Source organism: Halomonas sp. ABH4_019 (assembly GCF_056159885.1).
The window spans coordinates 612,879-627,357 of sequence record NZ_JBSWWC010000001.1; the positions used below are offsets into that span (position 1 = coordinate 612,879).

11 protein-coding genes are annotated in these 14,479 nt (G+C 68.5%); 2 read left to right on the plus strand and 9 right to left on the minus strand.

What is annotated here, in order from left to right:
* The 4 genes from ACXAFN_RS02785 to efp all read right to left on the minus strand — a co-directional run bounded on the left by ACXAFN_RS02785 (position 1) and on the right by efp (position 4,714).
* Entirely contained in the window at positions 1–1,980 is a 1,980-nt protein-coding gene (locus tag ACXAFN_RS02785; RefSeq protein WP_474985980.1) for a type VI secretion system Vgr family protein, read from the minus strand.
* Positions 1,981–2,208: 228 nt separating this feature from the next.
* Entirely contained in the window at positions 2,209–2,727 is a 519-nt protein-coding gene (locus tag ACXAFN_RS02790; RefSeq protein WP_474985982.1) for an Hcp family type VI secretion system effector, read from the minus strand.
* A 194-nt stretch (positions 2,728–2,921) separates the two neighbouring features.
* A complete protein-coding gene (epmA, locus tag ACXAFN_RS02795; protein WP_474985983.1) occupies positions 2,922–3,896 on the minus strand; it encodes an EF-P lysine aminoacylase EpmA in 975 nt (324 codons plus the stop codon).
* 251 nt (positions 3,897–4,147) lie between these two features.
* Entirely contained in the window at positions 4,148–4,714 is a 567-nt protein-coding gene (gene efp / locus ACXAFN_RS02800) for an elongation factor P (RefSeq protein ID WP_474985984.1), read from the minus strand.
* Positions 4,715–4,822: 108 nt separating this feature from the next.
* Between efp and epmB the strand changes: the two genes are divergently transcribed.
* Positions 4,823–5,848 carry an EF-P beta-lysylation protein EpmB gene (epmB, locus tag ACXAFN_RS02805; RefSeq protein WP_474985986.1) on the plus strand — a complete coding sequence of 342 codons (1,026 nt, stop codon included), beginning with the start codon at positions 4,823–4,825 and terminating at the stop codon, positions 5,846–5,848.
* 34 nt (positions 5,849–5,882) lie between these two features.
* Here epmB and ACXAFN_RS02810 read toward each other — a convergent pair whose 3' ends face one another.
* Positions 5,883–6,722, minus strand: a complete 840-nt coding sequence (locus tag ACXAFN_RS02810; RefSeq protein ID WP_474985988.1) for an alpha/beta hydrolase — start codon at positions 6,720–6,722, stop codon at positions 5,883–5,885.
* 112 nt (positions 6,723–6,834) lie between these two features.
* A complete protein-coding gene (locus ACXAFN_RS02815) occupies positions 6,835–8,955 on the minus strand; it encodes a TonB-dependent siderophore receptor (RefSeq protein WP_474985990.1) in 2,121 nt (706 codons plus the stop codon).
* Between the two features lie 175 nt (positions 8,956–9,130).
* Here ACXAFN_RS02815 and ACXAFN_RS02820 point away from each other — a divergent pair, with 175 nt between their 5' ends.
* Positions 9,131–10,180: a helix-turn-helix domain-containing protein gene (locus tag ACXAFN_RS02820; RefSeq protein ID WP_474985991.1), complete on the plus strand. Its 1,050-nt coding sequence runs from the start codon at positions 9,131–9,133 to the stop codon at positions 10,178–10,180.
* 143 nt (positions 10,181–10,323) lie between these two features.
* Here ACXAFN_RS02820 and leuA read toward each other — a convergent pair whose 3' ends face one another.
* The 3 genes from leuA to serB form a co-directional block, all read right to left on the minus strand.
* Complete coding sequence (leuA, locus tag ACXAFN_RS02825) at positions 10,324–12,030, minus strand: 2-isopropylmalate synthase (protein ID WP_474985993.1); 1,707 nt, start codon at positions 12,028–12,030, stop codon at positions 10,324–10,326.
* Between the two features lie 310 nt (positions 12,031–12,340).
* Positions 12,341–13,195: an ion transporter gene (locus tag ACXAFN_RS02830; RefSeq protein ID WP_474985995.1), complete on the minus strand. Its 855-nt coding sequence runs from the start codon at positions 13,193–13,195 to the stop codon at positions 12,341–12,343.
* Positions 13,185–14,420, minus strand: a complete 1,236-nt coding sequence (gene serB, locus ACXAFN_RS02835) for a phosphoserine phosphatase SerB (RefSeq protein WP_474985997.1) — start codon at positions 14,418–14,420, stop codon at positions 13,185–13,187. Before serB ends, ACXAFN_RS02830 begins: the two co-directional genes overlap by 11 nt.
* Positions 14,421–14,479: the final 59 nt, after the last annotated feature.

The window sequence follows — 14,479 nt, forward strand, 5'->3', positions numbered from 1 at the left end:
TCATTCCTCTTCGGCCGGGCAGTGTGAAACGAACGGCGCGCCTTCGCCGGCGGCGGCTTCCAGCACCGCCGGGATGGCGGGCGTGGCGGCGGCCCCGGGAGACGCCGAGCCGACGTTCAGCGCCGGTGTGACGTCGACGCTGCCGTTGGCGACCACCAGCGCCGTGCCTCCGGAGACCAGGGTGATCTTGCTGGCATCGAGCACGATCTCGCCGTCGGCCTTGAGGGTAAGATCACCGCCGATCCGTGCCTGGCTGTCGCCGCCGACCGTCTGGCCGTGGTTGCCTTCCACCTTCTCGGTCAGGTCGGAGACGACGGTCACATCCCGCTTGCCCTCGATGGTCTCGACGCGGTCCTTGGCCACGGCCAGATAGGAGTTGTTGCCGATGGAAGCACTGTCATCGAATTCCACTCGCTTCTGGCGCGAGTTGTTGACCTGGAGCTCGAGATTTCGCTGGGCGTGCAGGTAAATGAACTCGGCGTCCGACTTGTCCTCGAAGCACAGCTCGTTGAACCCGTCCCCCTGATGGGTCTGCGTCTTGAAGGTGGTACGCGTCTTGTGCTCGGGCAGCGGGTACGGCGGCGTGTTGACCGCGTGGTAGGTGCGCCCGGTGATCAGCGGCTGGTCGGGGTCGCCCTCCAGGAAGGAGACGATCACCTCGTGGCCAATCCGGGGGATGGCCTGGAAGCCGTAGCCGCCCCCGGCCCAGCCCTGGCTGACGCGCAGCCAGGCGCTGCTGGTCTCGTCCCCTGGCGCGTAGCGGTCCCAGGGGAACTGCACCTTGACCCGACCGTGCGCGTCGCAGTAGATCTCCTCGCCTTCGGGGCCCACCACGAAGGCCACCTGGGGGCCGTCGACCCGCGGCCTGGGCTCGGGTTCCGGGCGCCAGGCGGCGTCGTCCGGGGTCAGCGTCAGGCTGTTGTGGTAACGGGTCATGCCGGCCCCATCGCCCTGGACGACGCTGTCTTCCTCCAGCGCCTGGTGCTGCTCGCCCTGATGGACCACCTTGGCGACCTGCCAGCCGCGGTTGAACTCGCCGACGTCGTGGTCGGCCAGGCTGAAGCGCGTGCCAGGGGCCAACTCCGGCAGGTCGCTTTCGCCGCCCAGCGTCAGGGCGTCGTGGCGCAGGTGCTCGAGGCGGTGGCGGGTGAAGGCCTGGCCCGAGGCATCGGCCTTGTAGCGCCCCGGATAGTCGTAGTGCTCGTAGTCTTCCCGCTGGCTGTGCTGCTCCAGTCCGTCGCCCTGGCGCTCGTGCAGCTGGGCGTACGCCGGCTGCTTGAACGAATAGTCCTTGAGCTGGGCGCGGGCCGGGCGCACCCGGGCGGTCTGTGTCAGCCGCCGCAGGTGGCGCTGGGGCGGCGTGCCGCCGGCGCGATGGTGGTAGGTGCGCTCGCCGAGCCCGGTGAGTACCTGGGGGTCGTCGGCGAACACCAGCCGATGGGCGCCGAGGTCGGAATCCTCGAATTCATGGAAGTAGAACAGCCCCTCCTCGGCGGCCAGGCGTTCGATGAAGGCCAGGTCGGTTTCACGATACTGCACGCAGTACTCGCGTTCGGCTGGCTCGCGGGTCACCGCGAAGGCCACGTCGCTCAGGCCGCGCTCGTCGCACAGGGTGTTGAGGATGGTCAGCGGCGAGACGCGCTGAAAGATGCGCGAGTTCTGGCGCAGCGAGAGGCGCCACAGCGACGGGCGGATGACCACCTCGTAGAAACTGCGGCGATGGCCGCGGTCGCCGCGGCCGAACTCACTGATGATGCCGTGGACCCGGCGCTGGGCTACGCCGCGCTGCCACACGGTCAGGCTCGCCGGCCGGTCGAGCAGCGCCTCCGGCGAGAGGTCGCCGGCGCGGCTGGCGAAGCGCACCCGCAAATGGAAGGGGGCCGAGAGCGCCTCCTCATGGGTGAAGTCGATCACCGAAAGCGCCGCCTCGCCGGCCCCGGCGAGGCTCAGGGTGAAGTGCAGCCCATGGGCCTGGGTCATGGCATCCCTCCTGGAGGCCGTGTCCGGTCCTTGGGTCACCGACCTAGAGAGGCCGGCGAAAGGGGTAGATTACGCGAGTGCGTCGCCGACACAAGTCGACGGCGGCATGGCTCAGGGCTCGCCTGACGGGCGAGAACGACCAGCGCTGAGACATGCCGCCGCCAGGGCCTCGGCCCTGGCGGCGTGGGTGGTGCGAGCCGTGAGATGCACCACCGATAGCACGGGGCCTTAGCCTTCGATCGGGGCGCGCCAGTCGTCGGAGCCGGAGGTGCCGGCGACGGTGTGCTCCCAGTCGATCTTGCGGTAGGCCAGGGACACGTCCATCAGCTGGGTGAACTCGGCGCTGTTGGAGTCCTGGGCATGCGGCATGCGCAGGTTGATGTCGACGATGGTGGCATCGGTCAGCGCGGTGGTGAAGAAGTGCTCCTGCTTGCCCTCCACGGAGGTGCGGTACCACTTCAGCTCGACGTTGGGCAGCATCTCGCCGGAGGCCAGGGCGTTGTACATCAGCGGCACGGCCTTGTTCAGGGCCACGGTGAAGATGAACGGCTCGTGGGCGCGCTGGCCGGCGGGCTGCCCGGACTGCGGGTCGGTGGGCACGGTGACGATGTGCTTGAATTCCTGCACCAGCATCTCGTCCTCGTGGCCCTCGACGTAGATGTTGCCGACGGACTCGGGGGTGAAGGCACCGGCGGTGATGTTGCCCTGGGTCTGGCCTTCGATGCTGATATAACACGGCGTGGGCATGGGTCTGCTCCTTGACGTTGAATAACGATGTCCGATGGACACCCAAAAGAAGCACAGCCTGCGCCAATTAATATATATTATTTTAAAATCAATAAATTATAAAAATACCCATCATGATTATTAAATTTAATTAGGTAAGATCTTGCCCAGATCGAGCAAGAAGTTGCCCAGCGGGCAATTTCTTGCCTGCTGCCTCAGGCCCTTGGCGTGGCGAAGGCCATCACCTCGGCCACGCCGGCCTTTCCCAGTGCCAGTTGAATCAGCCGGTCGAGGCCCAGAGCCACGCCGCTGCCCGCCGGCATGCCGGCCTCGAGGGCGGCCAGCAGACGCTGGTCGACGTCGACCTCGGGAAGGCCGGCCGCGCGGCGGTCGGCGTTGTCCTCGGCGAAGCGGGCACGCTGCTCGGCGGCGTCGGTGAGCTCGTCGTAGCCGTTGGCGAGCTCGACCCCGTGCCGGTAGACCTCGAAGCGCGAGGCGACCCACTCGCCGTCCTCCGGGTCGCGATGGCGGCGGGCCAGCGCCGCCTGGCTGGCGGGATAGTCCACCACCACGTCGATGCCGTCCCGGCCCAGCTGCGGCTCGATGGCGAGACTGACCAACAGATCGAGGCAGTCGTCGCGAGAGGCCTCGGCCATGTCGAGCCCGCCGGTCTCGGCGGCCCGACGGCGCAACGCCTCCAGCGGCTCAAGGAAGGGGTCGAGGGCGAGATGCTCGCGGAACAGCTCACGATAGCGGCGGCGGCGCAGCGGCCCGGGGTCGGTGGGCAGCACTCGGCGAATGAGCGCATCGGTCTCGGCGATCAGGCCGTCCAGATCGAGGCCCGGGCGGTACCACTCCAGCATGCTGAACTCGAGGTTGTGGCGCCCGCCCACCTCGCCGTCGCGGAAGCTGCGGGCGATCTGGAAGATCGCCCCGCTGCCGGCGGCCAGCAGCCGCTTCATGTGGAATTCCGGCGAGGTCTGCAGCCACAGCCGCTCGCGGCCCGCAGGCGTCACCGCCTCGCAGCACAGCGACGCCAGGTGCAGGTCGGTGCTGCCGCCGTGGCCGAGCACCGGCGTCTCTACCTCCCACACCCCGCGTTCGGCGAAGAAGGCCCGCACCTCGGCCATCAGCCGCGCCCTCTCGCGCAGCGTCGCGATCTCGGCCGTGGGCCGCCAATCAACCGTCATCGATACATCTCCTGAGACAACAAAAGGCCACACCCGAGAGAGTGTGGCCTTCTATGGGCGAGGTTCGCCGCACTCGCGCCCTCTCCGAGCGACGCTCAGGGCTAAGCCCGTTCCCGACGGGCTTACGCACTTCCCACATCCCTGTGGGTCGCAAGGCGAATCCCGGTGAGGCGGCGGAGTTTAGCAGCGCTAAATGAGCAAGCCGATCCGGGATTCAACGCCGCCTGAGCGAGCGCAGGAAGGGCCCGACATCAGGCGCGGGAGACGTACTCACCCGTGCGCGTATCGACCTTCAACACTTCGCCCTGGTTGATGAACAGCGGCACGCGCACCACGGCCCCGGAGGACAGGGTCGCCGGCTTGGAGCCGCCCTGGGCGGTGTCGCCCTTGAGGCCGGGGTCGGTCTCGGTGACCTCGAGTTCGATGAAGTTGGGCGGGTTCACGCTGATGGCGTTGTCGTTCCACAGGGTCACGGTGTAGGCCACCTGCTCCTTGAGCCATTTCTCGGTGTCGCCCAGGGCACGCTGCTCCACGGCGTACTGCTCGAAGGAGCCGTCGGTCTTCATGAAGTGCCACATGTCGCCGTCGGAGTAGAGATACTCCATTTCCAGCTCGAGGACATCGGCGCCCTCCAGGGATTCGCCGGACTTGAAGGTGCGCTCCCAGACGCGGCCGGTCATCAGGTTGCGCAGCTTGACGCGGTTGAAGGCCTGGCCCTTGCCCGGCTTGACGTAGTCGTTCTCCAGGATGGCGCAGGGGTCACCATCCAGCATGACCTTCAGACCGCCCTTGAATTCGTTGGTAGAATAGTTCGCCATGATGATCGTTCCATATTTCAGCGCGCCGGCGGCCGATGCCACGGGCGCGAGCAAGCAAATGACAGTGGCCGAGGGGCTATCCCTCGCTCGCCTCGAAGTGTGCCCCGCATGATAACCCGAAGCCCGATTCCTTTGCAGTGCCGCCCCGCCGCGCCCGCCCCCGGCGCCTGGCAGGCCCAGCTCGCCGGCGCCATTCGCGACCCGCAGGCGCTGTGTCGACGCCTGGGTCTCGCTCCCGAATGGGTGCCCGGCGCCGAGACCGGCCATGCGCTGTTCGAGGTGCGCGTACCCGAGGCCTATCTGGCCCGCATCCGCGCCGGCGACCCCCACGACCCGCTGCTGCGCCAGGTGCTGCCGCTCGGCGAGGAGGCCGAGCCGGCCCCCGGCTACGTGGCCGACCCGCTCGAGGAGGCCGACCACACGCCCCGTCGCGGGCTGATCCACAAGTACGCCGGCCGGGTTCTGCTGATCGCGAGCCCTGCCTGCGCGGTGAACTGCCGCTACTGCTTCCGCCGCCACTTCCCTTACGAGGAGAACGCGCCGTCGCGGGCACAGTGGGAAGAGACGCTGGCCTACCTGCGCGATGACGCTTCCATCGTTGAAGCGATTCTCTCCGGCGGCGACCCGCTGGCGGCCAGCGACCGCCAGCTTTCCTGGCTGGTCGAGCGCCTGGAAGCCATCCCGCATCTCAGGCGGCTGCGGATCCACACCCGGCTGCCGGTGGTGATCCCCGACCGCATCGACGCCACCCTGCTCGACTGGCTGGGCGGCACGCGGCTGCAGAAGGTCATGGTGCTGCACATCAACCACGCCCAGGAGATCGACGAGGGCGTGGTCGAGGCCTGTCGGCGGCTGCAGGCGGCCGGCGTGACGCTGCTCAACCAGAGCGTGTTGCTGCGCGGCGTCAACGATGACGTCGAGTCGCTGGCCGCGCTCTCCGAGCGGCTGTTCGAGGCCGGCATCCTGCCCTACTACCTGCACGTGCTCGACCCGGTGAGCGGTGCCGCCCACTTCGACGTGGCCGACGACACGGCCCGCGCGCTGGTCGCCGAGCTCAGGACCCGGCTGCCCGGCTTTTTGATGCCGACCCTGGTGCGCGAGTTGCCGGGCGAGGCCAGCAAGACGCCGCTCTGAAGGGTCGAGGGCTCGGGGCGAGGGGCAAGGAGCGTCACGGCTCCTCGAGGAACGCCAGCGCCTCGCGGGTGGCCGGCCACATCACGCTGCCGTGGTGCTCGCCGGGGAAGTTCATGAAGCGCACTCGCCAGCCGTCGTGGCGCTCGCCGAGCCAGTCGGCGAAGCGACGCGCGTTGTCGACCATCGCCCTGTCCCGCAGCCGTTCCGCCCGGGGCGTGCCGCGCATGGCCTCGCGCGGCGTCTGCTCGAGCCCGCCGACCCCGATCAGCACCCGGGGAGCGACGTCGTCCGCCCCGGCGGGCGGCCGCTGGGCGGCCAGGGTGTCGAGGGGGCGATTGCCGTACCACCACAGCGATGGACTGATCGCGATGAAGCGCTCGAAGCTCGCCGGCCGCGTCATCAGCGCGTGCAGCGCGAAGAGCCCGCCGTAGGAATGGCCGAACAGCGCCTCGCGGTCGCGATCGGCCGGGAAGCGCGCGGCGATCTCCGGCTTGAGCCGCGTCTCGATGAAATCCAGGAAGGCGTCCGCCCCGCCGGAAGGCCCCTCGATGCCCTCCGGCCCGCCAAGCGAAGGCGTGTAGTCCTCGGCCCGCCGCTCGAAGGCGAAACGCGCCACGCCGGGGTAACCGATGGCCACGATCAGCAGCTGGCTGGTTGCCGGGCCGGGCGGCGACAGGGTGTCGCGGGCGGCCTGCACCAGCGGCAGCCGCGCATTGCCGTCGAGCAGATAGAGGACCGGATAGCCCTCCGCCGGTGGCGGCGCCTCGGGCAAGGCGACCTCGATGCGATAATCTCGCCCGCGCTCGGGGGCCGACAGGGTGAAGGCCCGGGTATCGGGCAGAGTGACACCGTCGGGCGTCTCGCCGTGTGCCATGAAAGGAACCGTGAAGAGCCACAGGAGCAGCCCCCCGAAGAGGGCCGCGGATCGGAATGGCAGGCGACACGGTCGGCCGTGACGCCCGGTGATGACGGAGGGGAGGCGTGACTCAGAAGTCATAGCGCAGCGAGGCGACGACGCTGGCGGGCTCGCCCGCCATGTTGAAGGTGCTGGTGCCGCCGACCCGGCTGTAGTATTCGCGGTCGAGGAGGTTGTTGACGTTCACCTGCCCCTTGAGGCGCGACGTGAAGTCATAGCCGAGCATGGCGTCGAAGACGGCATACCCCGGCGCCTCCACGGCGCTGGTCCCGAAGTCGCTCATCGCCGTCATGCCGGCGCCGAGATGCACGCCCGCCAGGGCGCCCTCGCTGAAGCCGTACTGGCTCCACAGCGTGACGATGTTGCGCGGAGCCAGGGTGAAGGTCGGCGGGACCCGATCGCCCTCCTGCAACTCGGTATCCATGTAGGTGTAGCCAGCGATCAGGTCCCAGCCGGGCAGCGGCGAGCCGGTCACTTCCAGCTCGGCCCCCTGGACGCGGCGCTTGCCGATGGGCGCCGAGTAGGTCTCGTCCACCACGCCGACGGCGTTGTTCTCATCGTAGAGCCGGAAGGCCGAGAGCCGGGCATTGAGTTCGCCCCCGAAATAGCTGCCCTTGATGCCGACCTCGTACTGGGTGCCCTCGCGGGGCTCGATCAGGTCGCCATCGGCGCCATAGGAGGTCTGGGGCTTGAAGACTTCCGAGTAGCTGGCGTAGAGGGAGTGGGCCGCGTCGAGGTCGTAGACCAGGCCGGCGTAGCCGGTGAACTCATGGCCGTCCCGCTCCCGCTCGCTGCCGTCGAGATGGTTCTCCAGCGTCACCTCGTACTGGCTCAGGCGACCCCCGGCGATCAGCGCCAGCGAGGCGAGCGGGCGGAAGGTCAGCTTGGAGTAGAGCCCGGTTTCCTCGAGGCTGTCGCGGGTCTCGGACGCCAGGTGGGTCTCGAGGATATCGACATGGGCCAGGTCGTGGATGTCCTCGACGGTAGTGTTGCCCAGGCGCGCCCGCCCGGCGCGTCCCTCGTTGTCATAGCGCTTGTGGTCGAGCCCGGCGACGAACTCGCTGACCTGGCCCAGCGCCTCGAACGGCTGGCTGTAGCTGGCATCCAGCGACAGCGCCTGGCTGTCGAAGTCTCCGGCCGCACCGGACGCCGCCAGGGAGCCGTCCTCGGCGATGCCGCTTCCGCCATAGGCATAGTTGTACTCGGTCTGGCGCTCGGAATACCGCGCCCCGACCCGCCCGTAGCCGCCGCCGGCGAACCGGTGGGTCAGCTCGACCAGCCCGTCGTTGCTGTACATCGTGAAGTCGTTCCAGTCGGCACCGAGGAAGGTCTTCGGGTCCGGATACAGCAGGTCGCCCTCGACATCGGTGGCCTGGCCGTTGTTGACCGTGATGTCCTTCTCCTGGCGCAGGAAGGCCAGCGACAGCGTCGTCGCCTCGCTGAGGTCGGCGTCGAGGGTCCCGTAGAAGGTCTGCCGCCGGTTGTCGTTGTGGTCGACGAAACCGTCGGTATCGCTGCCGGCCACCACCACCCGGCCGCGAAGCCGCCCCGCGGCATCGATCGGACCGGAGAGGTCCGTCTCCAGGTAACGCTGGTTCCAGCTACCGTAGCGACCCACCACATGCCCCTCGAAGCGGTCGGTCGCCCGCTTGCGCACCAGGTTGACGATGCCCCCCATCTCGCTGGTGCTGTTGAACAGCCCCGAGGGCCCGCGCATGATCTCGACCCGGTCGAAGGCCACCAGGCTCGGCAGCGTGCCCTCGCGGCTCGACATCGGCGCCGGCAGCCCGTCGATGTTGTATTCGTCATATTCATAGCCCCGGGCCGTGATCGACGAGCGCCCCGCATCGTTGGTCAGCACCCGCACGCCGGGGGTGCGGCCGGCTAGCTGATCGAGGGTGTCGAAGTTGCGGTCCTCGATGGCGTCGCGCGTCACCACGCTCACCGATTGGGGAATGTCGCGCAGCGCGGCGGGCGTCTTGGTGCCGACGGTGGCGGCATCGACGCTGTAGCCGCCGGTTTGTTCCGAGGGCAGCATGCCGTAGAGGCGGTTACCCTGGACGGTGATGGTGTCGAGACGGGACGCCTCCTCGATCGACTGTGCCAGCACCGTCTGGCTGATCCCCAGGGCGGCCACCAGGCCGCCCAGGAGCGTGGCGGATAGGCCGATGGCCCCTTCTCGTGTCGTCATGTCGTGTTCCCTTGTCGTCGCGTGGCCGGCCGGCACGGCACTATAAATGCGAATGCGTTGCAATCACTTCCGGCGCGCCGCATTATGACAGCCCTTCGACACGGCCGCCTTTGCGCAGGCGGCTCATCGCTTTGCGAACGATGCCGAACGCCGGCACGAGGAGCACACCGTCGCCATGAACGGATTGGCCACCGCCCCCGACCATCCCGCAACGGACATCGGCGTCCAGCGGCTCGAGTCGCTGGCGGTGGCCATGGTCAATCGCTATCGGGTCGAGGTGCCGGACGCGCGCCAGGAGCCGGACGCGCCGCTGCTCGAGGGGCGCATGCACCTCACCGAACTCCAGCCGGGCATGCACCTTCGCCTGGTCGACGTACGCGACCGCTTCGGCCTCACCAGCAATGCCGAACTGCCCGAGGGCCTCAAGGTCGCCATGGTCATCGGCGGCGCGGCACGGGTCCGCTACGGCCGGGACACCCTGAGCCTGGGGCCCACGAGCGCCAGCATCGGCCTGCTGACGGCGCTGAACCGCGCGACGCCGTTCACCCGCTTCGGCCGCGCCGGCGGCCACGAGCGAACCCTGATCCTGACGCTCTCCTCGGAGTGGCTGGCCCGCCATGGCCATGCCCGACACCTCGCCGATACCGGCCCCGACCCCAGGCTGACACGCTGGCACCCCTCCCCCGGCCTGCTGACCCTCGCCCACCAGTGCTTCGGCGCGAAGCCCCTGGCCGGCGAGGGAGGCGCCCGGCAGCTGCAGCTTCACGGTTTCGCGCTGGCCATGGTCGGCGAGGCCCTGGCCGCCGAGGAGCCGCCCTCGGACCGGAAACCTGCGCGGCTCGCCGCGGACCCGCGCCTCGACCGGCTGATGGCCATGATCGACGGCGGCCAGGCGTACCACGCCAGCCAGGCCGAGCTGGCCCGACGGCTGGGCATGAGTCTGAGTTGCCTGCAGCGTCGCTTCCGGGCCCGCCATGGCCAGTCGCTGGGGCGTTTCCTGCGGCGGCAGCGCCTGGCCGCCGCCCATGCGGCGCTCTCCCGGCAGGGCCTGGGCATCGATGCCGCGGCGGAACTCGCCGGCTACTCCAGCGCGCCCAACTTCGCCACCGCCTTCAAGCGCGAGTTCGGCCTCACGCCCAGCGAATGCCGGGCCGCCGCCCGAACCGGGCCGGCGGCAACCGAGGCCGATCCACGCTTGTCGTTGCTCGCAGCCCGCAGCCCATAAGCCGCAGCCCGCAGCCCGCAGCCCGCAGCCCGCAGCCCGCAGCCCGCAGCCCGCAGCCCGGCATATTAGCTGCCCAGAAAGAAACAACCCCATCGGGAGGGCCCGATGGGGTTGTTCTTTCTTCAAGCTTGCGGCTTATGGCATCAAGCCAAGGAGTCGGCGGTGACGTTGGCGGCCGGGGCCTCGGTGGAGTGCTTGCGGTTGATGGCACTCAGCACGCCCTTGATCGAGGCGCTGGTGATGCTCTCGTCGGTGCCGACGCCGAACACCGCCTCGCCGTTGACCCGCACCTCCACGTAGGCGATCGCCTCGGCGTCGGCGCCCTGGCCGCGGGAGTGTTCGTGGTAGTCGATGATCTCCACGTCATGGCCCTCGGCGGCCAACGCCTTGATGAAGGCCGCCAGCGGCCCGTTGCCCTGGCCGTGGATGACGCGTCGCTCGCCGCCTTCCTCGATGGTGGCCTCGAGGCTCACCGTGGGGCTGTCCGGCTCGGAGGACATGCGGTGGCTGACCAGGCCGAGGGGCGCGCGCTGGTCGAGGTACTCGTCGACGAAGGCCTGGTAGATCATCTCGGAGGTGATTTCCTTGCCCAGTCGGTCGGCCACTTCCTGGACCACCTGGCTGAACTCGATGGACAGGCGGCGCGGCAGCTCGATGCCGTGCTCCTGCTCGAGCAGGTAGGAGACGCCGCCCTTGCCGGACTGGCTGTTGACGCGGATCACCGCCTCGTAGCTGCGGCCCACGTCGAGCGGGTCGATGGGCAGGTAGGGCACCGCCCAGACGCCGTCCGGGTTCTCGCGACGCTCGGCCATGCCCTTCTTGATGGCGTCCTGGTGGGAGCCGGAGAAGGCGGTGAACACCAGGTCGCCGACGTAAGGATGGCGCGGGTGCACCGGCAGCTGGTTGCAGTACTCCACCTCGCGCATGATCGGCGTGATGTTGGAGAAGTCGAGGGCCGGGTGCACGCCCTGGGTGTAGAGGTTCATGGCCAGGGTGACCAGGTCGACGTTGCCGGTGCGCTCGCCGTTGCCGAACAGGCAGCCCTCGACCCGGTCGGCGCCGGCCATCACCGCGAGTTCGGCGGCGGCCACGCCGGTGCCCCGGTCGTTGTGCGGATGCACGCTGACGATCAGGTGGTCGCGCTTGGCGACGTGGCGGCAGAACCATTCCACCTGGTCGGCGTAGTTGTTGGGCGTGGCGCACTCCACGGTGGCCGGCAGGTTGACGATCATCGGCGCCTGGGCGCTGGCGCCATAGGTGGCCTCCACGGCGTCGACGATCTCCACCGCGAAGTCCATCTCGGTGGTGGAAAACAGCTCGGGAGAGTACTGGAAGGTCCAGTTGGTTTCCGGGGCCGCCGCCATGTGCTCACGGATGCGGGTGGTGGCGTCCACGGCGATCTGGATGCACTCGGGCTTGCTGACGTTGAACACCACGCGGCGGAACACCGGATCGGTGGCGTTGTAGACGTGCACGATGGCGTTCTTAGCCCCCTTGAGCGCCTCGAAGGTGCGGTCGATGAGATGCGGACGGGCCTGGGTGAGCACCTGGATGGTGACATCCGCCGGCACCTTGTCGTCCTCGATCAGCGAGCGCACGAAGTCGAAGTCGGTCTGGGACGCCGAGGGGAAGCCGACCTCGATCTGCTTGAAACCGATCTTCACCAGCAGGTCGAACAGGCGCTGCTTGCGCTCCTGATCCATGGGGTCGATCAGCGCCTGGTTGCCGTCGCGCAGGTCGACGGCGCACCACTGGGGCGGCGCCTCGATGCGCCGGCTCGGCCACTGGCGGTCGGGCAGATCGACGGCCACGAAGGGACGGTACTTGGCGGAGGGGTTATCGAGCATCATGGCGGCGTTCTCCCGGGGGCGGTTTATCGGATACGGAAACGGCGACGCCCCGCCTGCCGGAAGGCAGGCGGGGCGTCGTCGAAGGATTCGGTCATGATCATCGCGACCCGGCGGACTGGTCGGGCGGCGCGTACAACACGGGCAGCGGCGATGTTCATGGGAATGGCGATAGCGGTGCGGGACATGTGACAACCTCGATTCGACGAAACAACGGCGATGCAAGCGGCATCGCCCGGCGCGCTCAGCGGCGGGCTAGTAGTCGTAGGTCGAGAACGAGGTTGTACGATGTCGTGTTCATGCCACTAGCAAATCAGCCCGGGGGTCGCTTGTCAAGGCCGTGCGCCCCGCCGGCCTGCAGGAGGTGCTCCATGCGGGTCAGCTGGTCGCGTAGCTGGTGGACGTCGGCGCGCAAGCCCTGCAGCTCCGCCGCCTCCCCTTCGCCGCTCTCCAGCGCCATCTCGGCGCTCTCCTTCTGCATCACGTCGAGCACGATGCCGATCATCATGTTGAGGAAGATGAAGGCGGTGAGGAAGATGAAGGTCAGGTAGTACAGCCAGCTCCAGGCATGGGCCTCCTGAGTGGCGTACATCACGTCGGTCCAGTCCTCGAAGGTGGCGATGCGGAACAGCGTCAGCATGGCCGTGGCGATGTTGCCCCACAGGAAGTCGTCGACCTCGGCGAACAGGAAGCTGCCGATGGCGGCGTAGATGTAGAAGATGATGAACATCAGCAGCGCCACATAGCCCATGCGCGGGATCGACTTGACCAGGGCGGCCAGCAGCACGCGCAGCTCGGGAATCATCGACACCAGCCGCAGCACCCGGAAGATGCGCAGCAACCGCGCCAGCAGCACCATCTCCGACTCGTCCAGCGGGATCAGGCTGGCGGCGACGATCAGGAAGTCGAAGACGTTCCAGCCCTTGGTGAAGAAGTCGCGCAGTCGCCGTTCGGCGCCCATGCGGATCAGGATCTCCACCAGGAAGAACACCGTCACCGCCATATCCAGCGCCAGCAGCCACTGCTGGAAACGACTGGATTGCTCGTAGGTCTTGGCGCCGATCAGCAGCGCCGAAACGATGATGATGGCGATCACCAGGCCTTCGAACAGCTTGTTGGCGCGCAGCCGCTCGAAGCGGTCGCGCCAGGTCAGCAGGTCAGCGCTCACCGCGGCCTTCCTCCAGATCGCCCTGGCGATAGCCGATCAGGTAGAGCACGGCGTCCAGCCCCAGGGTGGAGAGGGAGTGCCGGGCCCGCTGGCGAACCAGCGGCTTGGCGCGAAAGGCGATGCCGAGGCCGGCCGCGGCCAGCATCTTCAAGTCGTTGGCCCCGTCGCCCACGGCGATGGTCTGCTCCATGGCCAGGCCCTCGCGCTCGGCGATCTCGTGGAGCAGCGCGGCCTTGCGGTCGGCATCGACGATCGGCTCGCGGACCTCGCCGGTCACCTTGCCGTCCTCGATCACCAGCTCGTTGGCGTGGACCTCGTCGAAGCCGAGCCGGTCCTTGAGGTGATGGGCGAAGTAGGTGAAGCCGCCGGAGAGGATGGCGGTGCGATAGCCCAGCCGCTTGAGCTGGCCCATCAGCCGTTCCAGGCCGTCCATCAGCGGCAGTTCCTCGGCGATCTCGGCGAGCACCGACTCGTCGAGGCCCTTGAGCTTCGCCATGCGCTCGCGGAAGCTCTGCTGGAAATCCAGCTCTCCACGCATGGCCCGCTCGGTGACCTCGGCCACCTCGTCGTAGACGCCGTGGCGACGCGCCAGCTCGTCGATCACCTCGGCCTGGATCAGGGTGGAATCCATGTCGAAGCACACCAGGCGGCGGTGGCGACGCCAGATCGAGTCCTCCTGCAGGGCGATGTCCACGCCGTGGGCCGCGCCCAGCGCCAGGGCCTTCTCGCGCAGGGCCTCCAGATCGATGTCCTCGCCGCGCAGCCAGCACTCGACGCAGGCGCCCTGGATGAGGTCATGATCGCCGGGCACGCCACCGTCCAGCGGCTCGCGGCCGGAGAGCCGATGGATCAGCTCCACGGTGAGGCCCTGCTCGGCGGTCAGGGCGCCGACCTCGGCCAGGATGCCCGCCGGCAGGTGCGGCGCCAGCAGGGTCATGATCAGCCGCGGCTGGCTGGCCTGCACGCTCCAGCGATGATAGTCCTCGGCGCTGACCTGGATGGCCTGGACGTCGAGGCCCAGGTGGTCGCCGGCCGCCGCCAGGGCCCCCTCCAGGTCCACGTCGTGGTCGAGCCCCACCAGCGCCTCCAGGGACACGATGCCGAAGGTCACGCTCTGGTTGATGTCCAGCAGCCGCGCGCCGCTCTGGGCCAGGGCCCGGCCCAGGCCGGCCAGCTGGCCGGGCCTGGCGGGACCGGTGGCGCGGATCAATAGTCGTCTAGTCATTGCAACCTCAATTCATGAGTAGCCACGGGCGGCGAGCAACGAGCTGCGAGCGAACCACC